The sequence below is a fragment of the Flavihumibacter sp. ZG627 genome (genome assembly GCF_000814325.1).
Classification (GTDB): domain Bacteria; phylum Bacteroidota; class Bacteroidia; order Chitinophagales; family Chitinophagaceae; genus Flavihumibacter.
On the sequence record NZ_JPHF01000004.1, the window covers coordinates 221748 to 234974 of the forward strand.

At 43.2% G+C, this 13227-nt stretch carries 16 protein-coding genes; 6 read left to right on the forward strand and 10 right to left on the reverse strand.

Annotated elements, in window-relative coordinates; translation table 11 throughout:
* Window positions 1-6: 6 nt before the first annotated feature.
* From HY58_RS10520 to trpS, 5 genes are all read right to left on the reverse strand, one after another.
* A complete protein-coding gene (locus HY58_RS10520; RefSeq protein ID WP_039131534.1) occupies window positions 7-1152 on the reverse strand; it encodes an HlyD family efflux transporter periplasmic adaptor subunit in 1146 nt (381 codons plus the stop codon).
* A gap of 58 nt (window positions 1153-1210) precedes the next feature.
* The gene (locus tag HY58_RS10525; RefSeq protein WP_039131536.1) at window positions 1211-1399 is read right to left on the reverse strand and encodes a hypothetical protein; all 189 of its coding nucleotides are present in this window, start codon (window positions 1397-1399) and stop codon (window positions 1211-1213) included.
* Window positions 1400-1413: 14 nt separating this feature from the next.
* A complete protein-coding gene (locus HY58_RS10530; RefSeq protein ID WP_156123653.1) occupies window positions 1414-1605 on the reverse strand; it encodes a hypothetical protein in 192 nt (63 codons plus the stop codon).
* Between the two features lie 217 nt (window positions 1606-1822).
* Entirely contained in the window at window positions 1823-2458 is a 636-nt protein-coding gene (locus HY58_RS10535) for a deoxynucleoside kinase (protein WP_039131541.1), read from the reverse strand.
* A gap of 41 nt (window positions 2459-2499) precedes the next feature.
* Window positions 2500-3543 (reverse strand): tryptophan--tRNA ligase, encoded by a 1044-nt coding sequence (trpS, locus tag HY58_RS10540; protein ID WP_253271546.1) that lies wholly within the window; start codon window positions 3541-3543, stop codon window positions 2500-2502.
* A 28-nt stretch (window positions 3544-3571) separates the two neighbouring features.
* Here trpS and gatC point away from each other — a divergent pair, with 28 nt between their 5' ends.
* From gatC to HY58_RS10555, 3 genes are read left to right on the forward strand one after another with little or no spacing between them, the layout of a single operon-like run.
* Window positions 3572-3862, forward strand: coding sequence for an Asp-tRNA(Asn)/Glu-tRNA(Gln) amidotransferase subunit GatC (gene gatC, locus HY58_RS10545; RefSeq protein ID WP_039131546.1), 291 nt, complete (start codon window positions 3572-3574; stop codon window positions 3860-3862).
* A gap of 1 nt (window position 3863) precedes the next feature.
* Window positions 3864-4577: an ABC transporter ATP-binding protein gene (locus HY58_RS10550; RefSeq protein WP_039131547.1), complete on the forward strand. Its 714-nt coding sequence runs from the start codon at window positions 3864-3866 to the stop codon at window positions 4575-4577.
* 59 nt (window positions 4578-4636) lie between these two features.
* Window positions 4637-5200, forward strand: coding sequence for a cob(I)yrinic acid a,c-diamide adenosyltransferase (locus HY58_RS10555; protein ID WP_039131549.1), 564 nt, complete (start codon window positions 4637-4639; stop codon window positions 5198-5200).
* On the opposite strand, the gene HY58_RS10560 is transcribed toward HY58_RS10555, so the two are convergent.
* Entirely contained in the window at window positions 5197-5856 is a 660-nt protein-coding gene (locus HY58_RS10560) for an ABC transporter ATP-binding protein (RefSeq protein ID WP_039131551.1), read from the reverse strand. The two genes, HY58_RS10555 and HY58_RS10560, sit on opposite strands and share 4 nt — an antisense overlap.
* A gap of 125 nt (window positions 5857-5981) precedes the next feature.
* Between HY58_RS10560 and HY58_RS10565 the strand changes: the two genes are divergently transcribed.
* Window positions 5982-6203 (forward strand): DUF2795 domain-containing protein, encoded by a 222-nt coding sequence (locus tag HY58_RS10565; protein WP_039131553.1) that lies wholly within the window; start codon window positions 5982-5984, stop codon window positions 6201-6203.
* Window positions 6204-6560: 357 nt separating this feature from the next.
* Here HY58_RS10565 and HY58_RS10570 read toward each other — a convergent pair whose 3' ends face one another.
* From HY58_RS10570 to HY58_RS10585, 4 genes are all read right to left on the reverse strand, one after another.
* Window positions 6561-7379: an enoyl-ACP reductase gene (locus HY58_RS10570; protein WP_039131555.1), complete on the reverse strand. Its 819-nt coding sequence runs from the start codon at window positions 7377-7379 to the stop codon at window positions 6561-6563.
* Between the two features lie 74 nt (window positions 7380-7453).
* On the reverse strand, window positions 7454-9109 hold the full coding sequence (recN, locus tag HY58_RS10575) for a DNA repair protein RecN (RefSeq protein WP_039131557.1): 1656 nt from the start codon (window positions 9107-9109) through the stop codon (window positions 7454-7456).
* A 126-nt stretch (window positions 9110-9235) separates the two neighbouring features.
* Window positions 9236-9991, reverse strand: coding sequence for a zinc ribbon domain-containing protein (locus tag HY58_RS10580; RefSeq protein ID WP_039131560.1), 756 nt, complete (start codon window positions 9989-9991; stop codon window positions 9236-9238).
* A gap of 14 nt (window positions 9992-10005) precedes the next feature.
* On the reverse strand, window positions 10006-11103 hold the full coding sequence (locus HY58_RS10585; RefSeq protein WP_039131562.1) for a Nif3-like dinuclear metal center hexameric protein: 1098 nt from the start codon (window positions 11101-11103) through the stop codon (window positions 10006-10008).
* A gap of 121 nt (window positions 11104-11224) precedes the next feature.
* Between HY58_RS10585 and HY58_RS10590 the strand changes: the two genes are divergently transcribed.
* Together HY58_RS10590 and HY58_RS10595 are read left to right on the forward strand one after the other, a co-directional pair.
* On the forward strand, window positions 11225-12757 hold the full coding sequence (locus HY58_RS10590; protein ID WP_039131565.1) for a carboxypeptidase M32: 1533 nt from the start codon (window positions 11225-11227) through the stop codon (window positions 12755-12757).
* Window positions 12754-13161 (forward strand): hypothetical protein, encoded by a 408-nt coding sequence (locus HY58_RS10595; protein ID WP_039131567.1) that lies wholly within the window; start codon window positions 12754-12756, stop codon window positions 13159-13161. The genes HY58_RS10590 and HY58_RS10595 overlap by 4 nt, the downstream gene beginning before the upstream one ends.
* Window positions 13162-13227: the final 66 nt, after the last annotated feature.

The window sequence follows — 13227 nt, forward strand, 5'->3', positions numbered from 1 at the left end:
TCAGAACTATATAGCAGTTACAGGATCGAGCCAGTTCTCCAGTTTATCAAAAAGCAATTGCCACAATGTTCTGCGTGTGATAATAAAGCGTGCCTCCAGACCAAGTCCCTTTTTCAGCCTTGCCTTAAACCCATTATTAGAACTAAGTTCCAACTGGCTAATGGAACATCGAATCCTGAATACCGAACGGTTATCCATGATCGTCTGGTCATCATCAATTTTCAGGACTCTGCCGGAAACCGTTCCGAATGTTTTGTGATCATAAGCATCTACACGAAAGCTTACAGGTTGGAGATCATATAGAAAGCCCACATCTTCAGTATTAACATAACACTCAGCAATAAGTGTATCTTCTGGTGAAACTGAACAGAAGGTTTCTCCCGCCTGAATTGTATTGCCTTCATACCTTGAATTAACACCCATTATTATTCCGCCTACTGGTGCAGTTATCATCAGTTTTTTCTTCTCAGCATTAATTTGCCTTGATCGTGAATCAAGCTCGTGCATATCCTGGTTTAACTTCTGTTTTTCCTCACTCCATCTTGAAAGCTGTTGGTGCCAGTAACTCCTTGCATTATATTCCGCTTGCCTTAATTCTTTTAATTTAAGCTCGTACTCTGATCTGGCAATAATCTTATCCTCCAATAAAGCAGAGGCCGTGGCTTCTTCATTTTTTGCATATTGAAGCAATAGATTTTTTTCCTGGTAAACTTGTTGAAAACCTTTTAGCTGCTGCCTGTAGGCGTCACTATTAATTACTACTGAATTGGACAAATACGGCTGGCGGATCAATGTCAATTGTTCCAGGTCTTCCAGTAGTTTCCGCTTTCTTTTCAGCTCTTCGCTGAATTGAGATTCAATAATTGATTCATGCTCCCCGTTTAACAGTGCAAGCACTGCTCCCTTTTGTACGCGTTGCCCCTCCTTTACATACAGGCTGTCTATCAGACCCGAGATACCCGATCTTACCATTGTCCTTTCAAGAGCGGGTCGAATTTGTCCATGTGATTTAACTACCACATCCATTTTTAAGAACCTTCCGGACCCTATTAAAATTAAGACCAGGAAAATGGATACCAAATAAAGTATCCTGACAGAACCGGGTAGTCGTCCAGCCAATATTCTCTGCTGCTCAAATACTTTATTTGCCATGACTTTAGCCTATGGTTTGGTGTAAAAGGCCGGACGATATTATTCGCCGGCCTTATTGTTACTTTTTGTCGGAAGTTGAAAGAGATGCCTGGTAGTCCATAGCTGTTTCTGCAAGTGTCACTATAGATTTTACAATTGTTCCACCAATCTGACCTATGGTATACCAAAAGCCTTCACCTGATTCAGCACCACCATTGATTGTCACCAGCTCATCGGCGGTGAGTTCATTTAAGATTGTATTTTCCATTTTAATTTGTTTTATTATTTTTTATCAAAATTCCATCCGGCTATAAAGCCCTGAACCATCTCTTCTGCGGCCACAAATAAATTTGTAGTCACATTTATCAAACTGAGTGATGCTGAAGGCAGCAAAAGGTCTCCGCCATTTATCTCCATCATTTCAGAGCATTGCAACTCATCAAATTCCACTTCACATAAACTTACCTGTTCCATACTTCTTGAATTTTTAATGATGTATTCTTCTTTTGTCACTGGCCGGCAACGGGCATTACAATACAAATCTTCCCTTTACACGTGTTATAATTAATTACATCACTAAGCTAATACATCCCCTAACCTGTGGTAAGCGTGTTATAACGGTAAAATTTCAGGTATAAAAAAATCCGCTCAATGAGCGGATCTTCACCAATTATTTGTACTCTAAAAAAAGTTAAAACAGACCATATAATTGCGCATCCACTTTCCGGATGATGTCTCCCAGGTCTTCCTCGTTCTCTGCAAATTTATTTTTGTCAACATCAATTACCAGCAAGGGCCCTTCTTTATATGTATCTATCCATTTGTTATAGAAATCATTAAGACGTTTGAGGTAATCAAGCCTGATATTTTCTTCATATTCACGGCCTCTCTTCTGAATTTGTCCAACCAGCGTGGGTACCGATGCCTGGAGGTAAATCATCAGGTCAGGTGGCTGAACCATAGTTTTTAGTGTTTGGAAGAATAGGAAATAATTATCAAAATCACGCTTGCTCATTAACTGCATCTCGTGAAGATTGGGTGCGAAGATGTGCGCATCCTCATAAATAGTGCGGTCTTGTATAACGGTTTCGGTTCCACGATGAATATCAAGGATCTGATTGATCCTGCTGTTAAGGAAATAAATCTGAAGGTTGAAGCTCCACCTAGGCATGTCTTCATAGAAGTCGTTGAGATAGGGATTATGATCAACATCTTCAAACTGGGGAATCCATTTATAATGTTTACTCAATAACTCGGTAAGAGTGGTCTTACCTGCACCGATGTTTCCGGCAACGGCAATATGCTTAGGTTTTTTTCCTTTGGCCATAATAATTAAGCCTGCCTTAACAGGTTTTTGAATATAGGAAATTAATAGTATTTCAGTCCAATTGCTTCGCGAACCTTCTCCATGGTGGCACCTGCGCTTTTGCGTGCCTTCTCCGCTCCTAGTTCCATGATCTGGCGCAGATATTTTTCATCATTGCGAATGCTTTCTGTTTTCTCACGGATAGGGCTGATAAATTGAACCATATCTTCTGCAAGCTGCTTTTTCATATCACCATACCTGATAGATGCCTGGTTATAATCCGTGTTAAATTTTTCCACTACATCTGCATCGCTCACCAGTTTCATCAGAAGAAAAATATTCTCGATATAGTCTGGCATGGGAGTACCGGGAGCCTCCGGACCCGCATCCGTCTTAGCTTTCATAACCTTCTTCCGGATCAGATCATCATCATCAGATAAGAAAATCGTTGCATACTGATTCTCACTCTTACTCATTTTCCCAAGCCCATCGAGGCTGGGCACCTTTACCAGCTCTTCGCCGAAATTGAATGCAAACGCTTCCGGAAAAACTTCACCATATCTATGATTAAACCGGTTTCCATAATTACGGGTCATTTCCAGATGTTGTTCCTGATCTTTTCCAACGGGTACAAGTGAAGCCCTGTGTAAAAGAATATCGGCAGCCATTAATACGGGATATGTCAGAAGCCCGGCATTTACATTTTCCGGATGCTGACGCACCTTATCCTTAAACGTAGTTGTTTTTTCCAATTCGCCTTTATAGGCTAGCATGTTTAGGTACAGATAAAGCTCCGCGGTTTCATGAACATGGCTCTGACAATAGAGGGCTACTTTTTCGGGATCCAGTCCGCAGGCAATATTTTCAGCAAGCACACGGTGAACATTCGTCTTAAGTTCTTTTGTATCCGGATGGGTGGTTAAGGTATGGAGATCTGCCACCATGAAATAGCATTCATATTCATCCTGCATCCGCACATAATTGCGAATGGCGCCAAAATAATTTCCGAGGTGCAGGAAACCGGTACTTCGGATCCCGCTCATCACAACTGCTTTTTTTCCATTTTCCATAGAGCGGCGAAGATAAGAAGCTCCTTCAAAACCCATTCATTTCCATTATTTTTGTTGATAGCTTATGGAACTTACTAAAGAAATGATAGCGCAGCTAGCCAGTTTGGCCAGGCTGGAGTTTAATGAAGAGGAAACACTAAGGATCCAGGATGATCTGGCCCGGATGATATCTTTCGTTGAAAAGCTCGGCGAAATTGATACAACTGGTGTAGAGCCTTTGCTTCACATGACAGATATCCGAAACAATCTCCGCGACGACCTGCCCCAGGGTTCTATGGACCGTCAAACAGCCCTTGCAATTGCGCCTGATGCAGATCAGGAATATTTTTATGTTCCTAAAGTGATCAAAAAATAATATGACCCAACCGATAATCCACCTTGAATCCATTGTAAAGAATTACTATATGGGAAAACAGGCTATCACTGTTTTAAAAAGCCTGTCACTAGATATCTTCAAAAACGAATATGTAGCCCTGATGGGGCCCTCCGGTTCGGGTAAGAGCACATTGATGAATATCCTTGGATGCCTCGACTCCCCTACGGATGGCACTTATATCCTTAACGGAAAGGATGTTAGCACCATGGCTGATGACGACCTTGCAGCCGTGAGAAACCAGGAGATCGGATTCGTTTTCCAGCAATTCAATTTACTACCCCGACTATCTGCTGCAGAAAATGTAGCACTTCCACTTGTATATGCGGGCATTGCCAAAAAGCAAAGAAATGAGATCGCTCTGGAAGTACTTAATAAGGTTGGACTGGCAGACAGGAGCCATCACCGCCCAAATGAGCTAAGCGGCGGACAGTGCCAGCGTGTTGCCATAGCCAGGGCACTGGTAAATAACCCCAGTATTATCCTGGCAGATGAACCAACCGGAAATCTGGACACGAAAACATCCGTGGAGATAATGGATATTTTTGGAAAGATACAGAGCAGTGGAAATACGGTGGTGCTGGTAACGCACGAAGAAGATATTGCTAATCACGCACACCGGATAGTGAGATTGCGCGATGGCATTATTGAATCTGATAAGCGTAAACACCTTGATCAACACACGCTTGTTCTCTGATAATTTAAACCTGCCTCAACTTTCCTTCTTTTATTTTGTTGAAATTCCAATCCTAACTAATGGCTTTAAAGATTTATACCAAAACCGGCGATGCCGGTAACACTTCATTGATCGGGGGAACTAAAGTACCCAAGAGTCATATCAGGATTGAAACCTATGGTACAGTTGATGAACTGAATTCCTATATCGGCTTTTGTAACGACCAGCTACAGGATGAGGCATCTAGGGCAATGTTGAGGGAAATACAGGATCGTCTATTCACTATCGGCTCCTCCCTTGCCTGTGATCCGGATAAGGAACCCACGATGAAGATGCCTGATCTGCTGGAGACCGATGTAACTCTTTTGGAGAAAGAAATCGATCGGATGAACGATACCCTCACGCCCATGAAATTTTTTATTCTGCCGGGAGGCCATATTGCCGTGTCATCTCTGCATATTGCAAGATGCATCTGCCGCAGGGCAGAACGGTTATGTGTTCACCTGCAGCAGGAAAAACTGTTTGTGGATCCATTGGTCATCAAATACCTCAACCGGCTAAGCGATTATCTTTTTGTATTATCGAGATATACCGGCCACCTGCTTTCTGTAGAAGAGATTCCATGGAAGCCAAGAATTAGCTAATCTCCGTTAACCATTTTACCATCTTTCATATGCAGTAGGCGGTCACTCATTTTGGCAAGTTCTTCATTATGGGTAACGATGAGAAACGTCTGGTTGAATTCTGCCCGAAGCCGGAAGAATAATTCATGAAGATCGCGGGCATTTATTGAATCGAGGTTGCCGGTGGGCTCATCGGCAAATACTATTCGGGGTTCATTAATCAGTGCACGGGCAACCGCTACTCTTTGCTGTTCACCGCCCGACATAGCCTGAGGTTTATTATCGATCCGGTGAGAAAGTCCGAGGGTATTAAGCAACCGCACCGCTCTTTCCTCCACCTGGTCCTTGGGTCGCTTAGCGATCCAACCCGGAACGCATACATTTTCCAGGGCCGTAAATTCAGGCAGGAGATGATGAAACTGAAAAACAAAACCTATATACTGATTCCGGAATGCAGCCAATTGCCGGCCGTTTAAGGAGGTGACAGCCGTATTGTTCATATTGATTGAACCCTGATCGGGCTTATCCAGTGTACCCAGGATATGCAGCAAGGTGCTCTTCCCTGCTCCGGAAGAACCCACTATACTAACGATCTCGCCGGTACTGATATCGATATCCACCCCTTTCAGTACTTCTACGTCGCCGTACCGTTTATGAATATTTCTGGCCTGAAGCATGTGCGATAATATTCTTTTTTTGTCTAAAATGAAAAGGAAGCCGCAATATTAAGCGTTGTTGACCGAAAGGATTTGGAAATTTCATATTAACCCCTACATTTGCCGGAAAATTAAAATAAGTACAGATGTTCTGGACCCTCGAATTAGCATCCTATCTGGAAGACGCTCCATGGCCCGCTACCAAAGACGAGCTGATCGATTACGCCATCCGCAGCGGTGCCCCTATTGAAGTAGTGGAAAACCTGCAGGAACTTGAAGATGAAGGCGAGATCTACGAAGGGATCGACGATATCTGGCCGGATTACCCCTCGCAGGAAGATTTCTTCTTCAATGAAGATGAGTACTAGTTGCAGCAGTAAATGGTGATCAGGATCGGGCGGATTTTATAGCAAATTTCATTAAAACATAAGATGAGGCTGTCTCAAATATGAGGCAGCCTTTTGCTTTTACCCTGTTTTCTCACTGTAATAACCAAGATCTATCCTAGGCTTATCCTAGGGTTATCTTAGGGTATTCCTAGGGTTATCCTAGGGTTATCCTAGGGTTTAAAGCCTGGCAATACCTTAAAATAACCCCAGGAATACCCTAAGATGACCTTAGAATAAGTGAACTTTATAACTCAGCTTATACTAACTGTAAGAAATTAAAAGGCCGCTTCAGGAATTTGAAGCGGCCTTTTATATGATGAATTGTGAGATTAATTATTATCCTTCAACCCCCAATTTCTGCATAACCTCCATACTTACACCCGTAGTTGAATATCCACCATCATGGAAAAGATTCTGCATGGTAACCATTCTGGTAAGATCGGAGAACAGGGTGATACAATAGTTGGCACAATCCTCAGCAGTAGCATTTCCCAAAGGAGCAATGGCATTGGCATAATCATAGAAATCGCCGAAGCCTTTAATACCCGTGCCAGCAGTAGTTTTGGTGGGTGATTGTGAAACGGTATTGATCCGAACCTTCTTTTCAACCCCATAATGGTAACCAAAGCTCCGGGCTATAGATTCCAGCATGGCCTTAATATCAGCCATATCGGTATAAAAAGGATAAACGCGTTGCGCCGCCATATAAGTGAGGGCTACAACACTTCCCCATTCATTTATTGCATCCAGCTTACGTGCAACATTTAACATCTTATGAAACGACATTGCCGACACATCAATCCCTTTCATGAAATAATCATAATTGGATTCGGTGTAGGGGATATTTTTCCGGATATTGACACTCATCCCAATTGAGTGCAACACAAAATCGATCTTACCACCCAAAACTTCCTGTGATTGGGTAAAAAGATTGGTCAGTTCTTCCACATTAGTTGCATCAGCCGGGATGATCTGGGAGCCTGTTTTTTCAGCAAGCTTATTTATCTCACCCATCCTCATGGCAATAGGTGCATTGGTGAGAACAAACGTTGCGCCTTCTTCGTGTGCTTTTTCAGCCACTTTCCATGCGATAGAATTATCATCCAATGCTCCGGTAATGATACCACGCTTTCCTTTCAGTAAGTTATAGGCCATATGCAGTTATTTAAGATTGAGGGCCAAAGCTACTATTTCTGGGTTATCCATAGCGATCGCGCCAAAGTAAAATTTCAGTTCACCATCATCTCGCGGGCATTGTCCATGGCAGCCGTAGAAGGCTTATCACCTCCCAGCATTATGGCAATGGCCCTGATCCTCTCTTCCTCTGCCAGAACCCTGATCCTTGTTCTGACTGCCTTTGCAGCATTATCTTTATACACTAGTAAATGCTGGTCGGCCTTGCCTGCAATCTGCGGCTGGTGGGTGATACATAGAATCTGACGGGCAGCGGATAGTTCTTTCATAATGAGCGCAACCTGCCGGCTTGCCTCACCCGAAATGCCGGAATCAATCTCATCAAAGATCAGCGTGGGAAGATCCATTTTGCCGGCAACTAATGATTTTATACAAAGCATAAGCCGGCTTAATTCACCACCACTGGCCACTTTTCGTATGGGCGAAAATTGGTTGCTTTTATTGGCATCGAATAGGAAATCTATTGTATCCGTTCCATTCATTCCAGCATCGGCAGTTTCCAGTTGCACCTTTATCCGTGCATTCGGCATGCCAACCCTGGTAAGCAGATCATTAACCTGTTTTTCAAAAGACTGTATAAGTTTTTTCCGGGCTATGCTTAATACCTGTGCATGCTGAAACATTTCATCAGCAACTTGTTGCCTCTCCTTTTCAAGCTGGTTGATTGAATCGCCAAGTTGTTCAACATCGGATAGTTTTGCTGAAAGCTCATCCATTATTTCCAGCAGGGATGCGGTGGACTTTACACTATGTTTTTTCAGGAGCCGATAACCTGTATTCAGTCGATCGTTGATCTGTTCAATTCGGGCAGCCTCAAAACCAATTTTATCCTGCAGGCGACCAGCCTCGGAGGCAACATCATCAAGTTCAACATATACTGCCTGTAACCTTGTTGCCAGTTCACCCATTTGGGGATGCTGGGAAGTATATGGTTGGAGCTGCTGGAGCAATTGCTTCATTAACTGGACTGTGGGCTTGTCCTGCCCAAGCAGTTGCTCATATATGTTAGAAAGTGCTGCTTTGATACCTTCCGCATTATTCAATAACTCTAACTCTGATTCCAGATTTTCTAACTCATTCTCTTTCAGGGCAGCCTCTTCCAGCTCATTGAAAAGGAACTGATGATAATCCATCTCCCTTGTTTCCCTGGAGCGGCGTTCTGTAAGTATTGCAAGCTTATTATTTATTTCCAGCCATCCCTTGTAAGCCTTACGATATTTCTGCAGAACTGCTTCATTACCTGCCATTGCATCAATAACAGCCATCTGGAAACCAGATTCACCCAGTGAAACCGTATCGAATTGCCGATGCAGGTCAACAAGCTTACCACTCAACTCCTGCAACTGGTTTAGCGTAACGGGTGTATCATTTACAAACGCCCTTGATTTTCCACTCACGGCTATCTCCCGGCGAATGACCAATTCATCATTTACATCCAGATCATTTTCCTGCAGAAACTTTGTTACTGCGTGCTTTCCAGAAGCATGGAAAACACCCTCCACGAAACATTTTTTTTCTTTATTTAATACAACATTACTATCCGCTCTTTCACCAAGAATAAGAGACAGGGCTCCCATCAGGATAGATTTACCAGCACCGGTTTCACCAGTGATTATATTCAACCCCCCATGAAAAGAAATCACCAGCTCATCTATTATGGCGTAATTCTGTATGTGCAACTCCTGTAACATCTGTTATAATGACCGGCAATTTAGGGAATAAATCAGGCAATCTTTTATGGTGTATTCACGGAGAATACAACTGCATAAAAAAAGCTACCCAAAAGGTAGCTTTTATAATATTTGAATACTAACGTATTACTTCACTTCAACACCATCATTAAGCTCATTGTCAACCAGGATACGTCCGCAGTTTTCACAAACAATGATCTTCTTACGTTGCTTGATCTCGCTCTGGCGCTGGGGAGGAATTGCATTGAAGCAACCACCACAGGCATCGCGAAGTACCGGAACAACAGACAGACCATTCCGGTAATTATCCCTGATACGATCATATGAATGAAGAAGCCTGGCATCAACTTTCTCCCTTGCTTCTGCAGCTAGCTTGTTGAAATGCTTTTCCTCTGCTTCAGTAGTAGCGATGATCTTCTCGAGTTCATCTTTCTTATGCTTAAGAACACCTTCTTTTGATGAAAGTGCTTTCTTGGCCTTATCCAGACCAACTACTTTCTCAGAGATCTCTTCATTAGCATCCTTAATATGTTTCTCTGCCAGCTTAACTTCAAGCTGCTGCATTTCGATTTCCTTATTGATGGCCTCAAACTCACGGCTGTTCTTCACGTTCGTGCTCTGTTTCTCGTACTTCTTGATCAAAGCTTCTGCTTCCTGGATAATTTCTTTCTTCTGATTGATAAATTCATTGATGCCATTGATCTCTTCCTCGATACGTGTCTGACGGGCATTCAGTCCCTGGATCTCATCTTCCAGGTCACTCACTTCCATCGGCAATTCTCCTTTCAGGATCTGGAATTCGTCGATCTTAGATTCGATCTTCTGTAACGCTACAAGTGAAACCAGTTTTTCTTCAACCGAAAAGTCTTTAACAGTTGCCATATTTGTTTTTGAGATTATATATAATAATTCACCGGGTTCGTCAACACCCCCGTTTTGAAGACGGCAAAGGTAGGAAATTTTTCCGCCAAAATATCATATAGAAGGTCTACCGTGAATTGCTCCGTTTCAAAATGGCCTACATCTGCGATCACCATCTGCCCATTAGCATCAAAAAATTCATGATACTTCATATCACCGGTGACATATATATCCGCTTTCAATTGTAATGCCCTATTAACCAGGAAACTACCTGCACCTCCGCAAACGGCGATCCGTCTGATGGTTTTGTTCCGCAATTCTGTATGCCGCACTACCGGTACGCGGAATAACTCCTTCAGCCTCCCTAGGAATTGCAGCTCTTCCATTTCTTCTACAAGCTCGCCAATTATACCTGAACCTACCCTATCCCATTGATTCTGAAGTTCTACCACATCAAAAGCAACTTCTTCATAGGGATGTGAAGCTTTCAACGCCGAAATTACCCCCCGCTCGAGGTAGGATGGGAAGATCACCTCCAGCCTACTCTCCTTTTCATAATGCCTGCTGCCCTGCTGACCTGCATATGGATTGGTACCTTCTCCTGCCAGGAAACTACCTGTTCCTTCAGCCTGGAAACTGCATTCACTATAATTCCCGATCTGGCCTGCACCTGCAGAAAAAAGAGCATTCCTGACAATATCAATTTTATCGATCGGTACAAAACTGATCAGCTTCCTGAGGAAACCCGTTTTAGGAAGAATGATCTGCCTGTTTCTGAGTTCAAGCAGATCGGAGATGCGGCCATTTACCCCTTCTTTCACATTATCGAGATTGGTATGAATGGCATACAGGGCTATATCATTTTTTATGGAAGCTATTACTGCCTTTTCAACATAATTACTTCCTGTTATCTTTTTTAATCCACCGAAAATAATTGGATGGTGTGAAATCACCAGGTTACAACCCCTTGCTTTTGCTTCTAACACCACCTCTTCAGTAGCATCCAGCGAAATCAGGATACCCGTGCAATGCCAGGCCGCATCTCCTGTAAGCAAGCCTACGTTGTCATAAGACTCCCTTAAAGTAGGAGGCGCAAATTGTTCCAATGCCTGGATGATCTTATGTATCTGCATAGTCCAAAGATAATTGGAGCTGGCTCAATATTTGTTAACTTTAATACCCTGCCCATATCCCAAATAGCTAACCAACCGATATTGGCCAGATTCCTTAGATTGCGACCAGAATCACTAACCTATGAATGTTTCGGCGGCTACCGCATCTTTATATGAGCAGTATGTAAGTGAAATGCAGCAGATTGCGGATATCCGTTATTCAGCGGCAGTTTTACAGTGGGACCAGGAGACTTATATGCCTGCTGGTGGTGCTGATGCGCGCTCCAGGCAGATTGCCACTTTGAGTGAAATAGCTCATAGCCGGTTCATTACCGATTCAATGGGTTCTCTATTAAAATCTCTCTCTGATAGGGATGACCTGAATGAAGAGCTGCAAAAAAATATCAGCCTTAGTCTTTATGATTATGAGCAACAGGTCAGGCTTCCTGCTTCACATATACGCGATTTGAGTGAAGCCTCCTCAAAGGCTTTTCACAGTTGGATGGATGCGCGCCGGGCAAATGATTTTTCCCTGTTTGAAGGATCACTCGAAACCCTGGTAGCGCTAAAAAAAGTGGAGGCAGATCTGCTTGGTTACGAAAACCACCCTTACAACGCACTCCTAAATGAATATGAAAGGGGCGCAACCACTACCTTATTGGATTCCGTTTTTGCTGAACTCCAGATACCTTTAAAAGAACTGCTTGAAAAGATCAGGCATTGCGAACAGGTGGATGACCGGTTCCTCAAGCAATACTATGCTGAATCTGACCAATGGCAGTTCAGCCTTGCTCTTCTTGAAAGAATGGAATTCGATTTGCAGTCGGGCAGACAGGACAAGGCGGCCCATCCCTTCACCATAAATTTCAGCAGTAAAGATGTGCGGATAACCACCCGTATAGATGAGCAGGATATCTCCAATATGACCTGGAGTACGATCCATGAATTAGGGCATGCCCATTATGAACAGGGCTTGCCTGCCGGGCAATATGGGTTGCCGCTGGGTGAGTATGCATCACTGGGCATTCATGAGTCGCAATCAAGGTTATGGGAAAATAATGTTGGCAGAAGTATGTCATGGTGCGAACACTTCATGCCCCTTTTCAAGCATCATTTCCCTTCACAGCTGGGAGAGATAAGCGCTTCGAAATTTTACCGGGCCATAAATAAGGTGGAACCTTCCCTGATTCGTACAGAAGCCGATGAACTAACCTATCATTTTCATGTGATCATCCGATATGAACTGGAGAAAGAACTTATTGGAGGTCAGCTTAATACAAAGGATATCCCTGCTTTCTGGAACCAGAAATATTTGGACTACCTGGGTATTAGGGTACCCGATAACCGCCAGGGTTGTCTCCAGGATGTTCACTGGAGCCATGGAAGTTTTGGTTATTTTCCCACATATAGCCTTGGCAGCCTTTATGCGGCACAATTCTTTCATGCTGCTAAGGGGGCTATCTCTGACCTTGAAAAGCAGATCAGATCGGGCAATTTCAGGGATTTGTTAACCTGGTTAAACCAAAGCATTCATCGCCATGGCCGTAGATTCACAAGTGAAGAACTTTGCAAACAACTCTGTGGAGAGGGAATAAACATCAACTATTTCATGCAATATTCAACTGATAAATACCGTTTTATATACGGTTTTCAAACTGAGGAGGGTATATTATGAGAAAACTATACTGGATGATCCTGGCCTGTGTGCTGGTAATTTCCTGCAAAAAGGCAATTGAAGAGAAGAAGGAAGACATTGTGCTTGACGCCATGACAAATGGCCAATGGTATGTATTCTCTTTCAAAAATGGCGATACAGATATAACAAATGATTTTGCACCCTACACATTCCAGTTTTACCGCGATGGCAAAGTCAGTGGCTTTACAAGCTCAACGGAAGAAAAGGGAACATGGGCTGGTGATCCGAATGCAATGACGATCACTTCCAATTTCCCCACTGCCGCCGATCCGGTCAAGATGCTGAATGCAGTTTGGAAGATCACTAATAACTCCTGGGATTATGTAATAGCAGAAAATTCCGCCGCCGGCGTTACCAGACTATTACATTTAAAAAAGAAATGATCCCGGAAGGCAGATGAAACCCAATTTAATCCGACTACCTTTTGAAAACAAGTTGCTTACTGATTT

Coding starts and splice junctions, on each gene's coding strand:
- HY58_RS10555 (WP_039131549.1), top strand. CDS start 4,637: ATGGCTTTAAAGATTTATACCAAAACCGGCGATGCCGGTAACACTTCA.
- HY58_RS10580 (WP_039131560.1), bottom strand. CDS start 9,991: ATGGCAACTGTTAAAGACTTTTCGGTTGAAGAAAAACTGGTTTCACTT.
- HY58_RS10560 (WP_039131551.1), bottom strand. CDS start 5,856: ATGCTTCAGGCCAGAAATATTCATAAACGGTACGGCGACGTAGAAGTA.
- HY58_RS10585 (WP_039131562.1), bottom strand. CDS start 11,103: ATGCAGATACATAAGATCATCCAGGCATTGGAACAATTTGCGCCTCCT.
- recN (WP_039131557.1), bottom strand. CDS start 9,109: ATGTTACAGGAGTTGCACATACAGAATTACGCCATAATAGATGAGCTG.
- HY58_RS10570 (WP_039131555.1), bottom strand. CDS start 7,379: ATGGCCTATAACTTACTGAAAGGAAAGCGTGGTATCATTACCGGAGCA.
- HY58_RS10595 (WP_039131567.1), top strand. CDS start 12,754: ATGAGAAAACTATACTGGATGATCCTGGCCTGTGTGCTGGTAATTTCC.
- HY58_RS10525 (WP_039131536.1), bottom strand. CDS start 1,399: ATGGAAAATACAATCTTAAATGAACTCACCGCCGATGAGCTGGTGACA.
- HY58_RS10590 (WP_039131565.1), top strand. CDS start 11,225: ATGAATGTTTCGGCGGCTACCGCATCTTTATATGAGCAGTATGTAAGT.
- trpS (WP_253271546.1), bottom strand. CDS start 3,543: ATGGGTTTTGAAGGAGCTTCTTATCTTCGCCGCTCTATGGAAAATGGA.
- HY58_RS10530 (WP_156123653.1), bottom strand. CDS start 1,605: ATGGAACAGGTAAGTTTATGTGAAGTGGAATTTGATGAGTTGCAATGC.
- HY58_RS10535 (WP_039131541.1), bottom strand. CDS start 2,458: ATGGCCAAAGGAAAAAAACCTAAGCATATTGCCGTTGCCGGAAACATC.
- gatC (WP_039131546.1), top strand. CDS start 3,572: ATGGAACTTACTAAAGAAATGATAGCGCAGCTAGCCAGTTTGGCCAGG.
- HY58_RS10520 (WP_039131534.1), bottom strand. CDS start 1,152: ATGGCAAATAAAGTATTTGAGCAGCAGAGAATATTGGCTGGACGACTA.
- HY58_RS10550 (WP_039131547.1), top strand. CDS start 3,864: ATGACCCAACCGATAATCCACCTTGAATCCATTGTAAAGAATTACTAT.
- HY58_RS10565 (WP_039131553.1), top strand. CDS start 5,982: ATGTTCTGGACCCTCGAATTAGCATCCTATCTGGAAGACGCTCCATGG.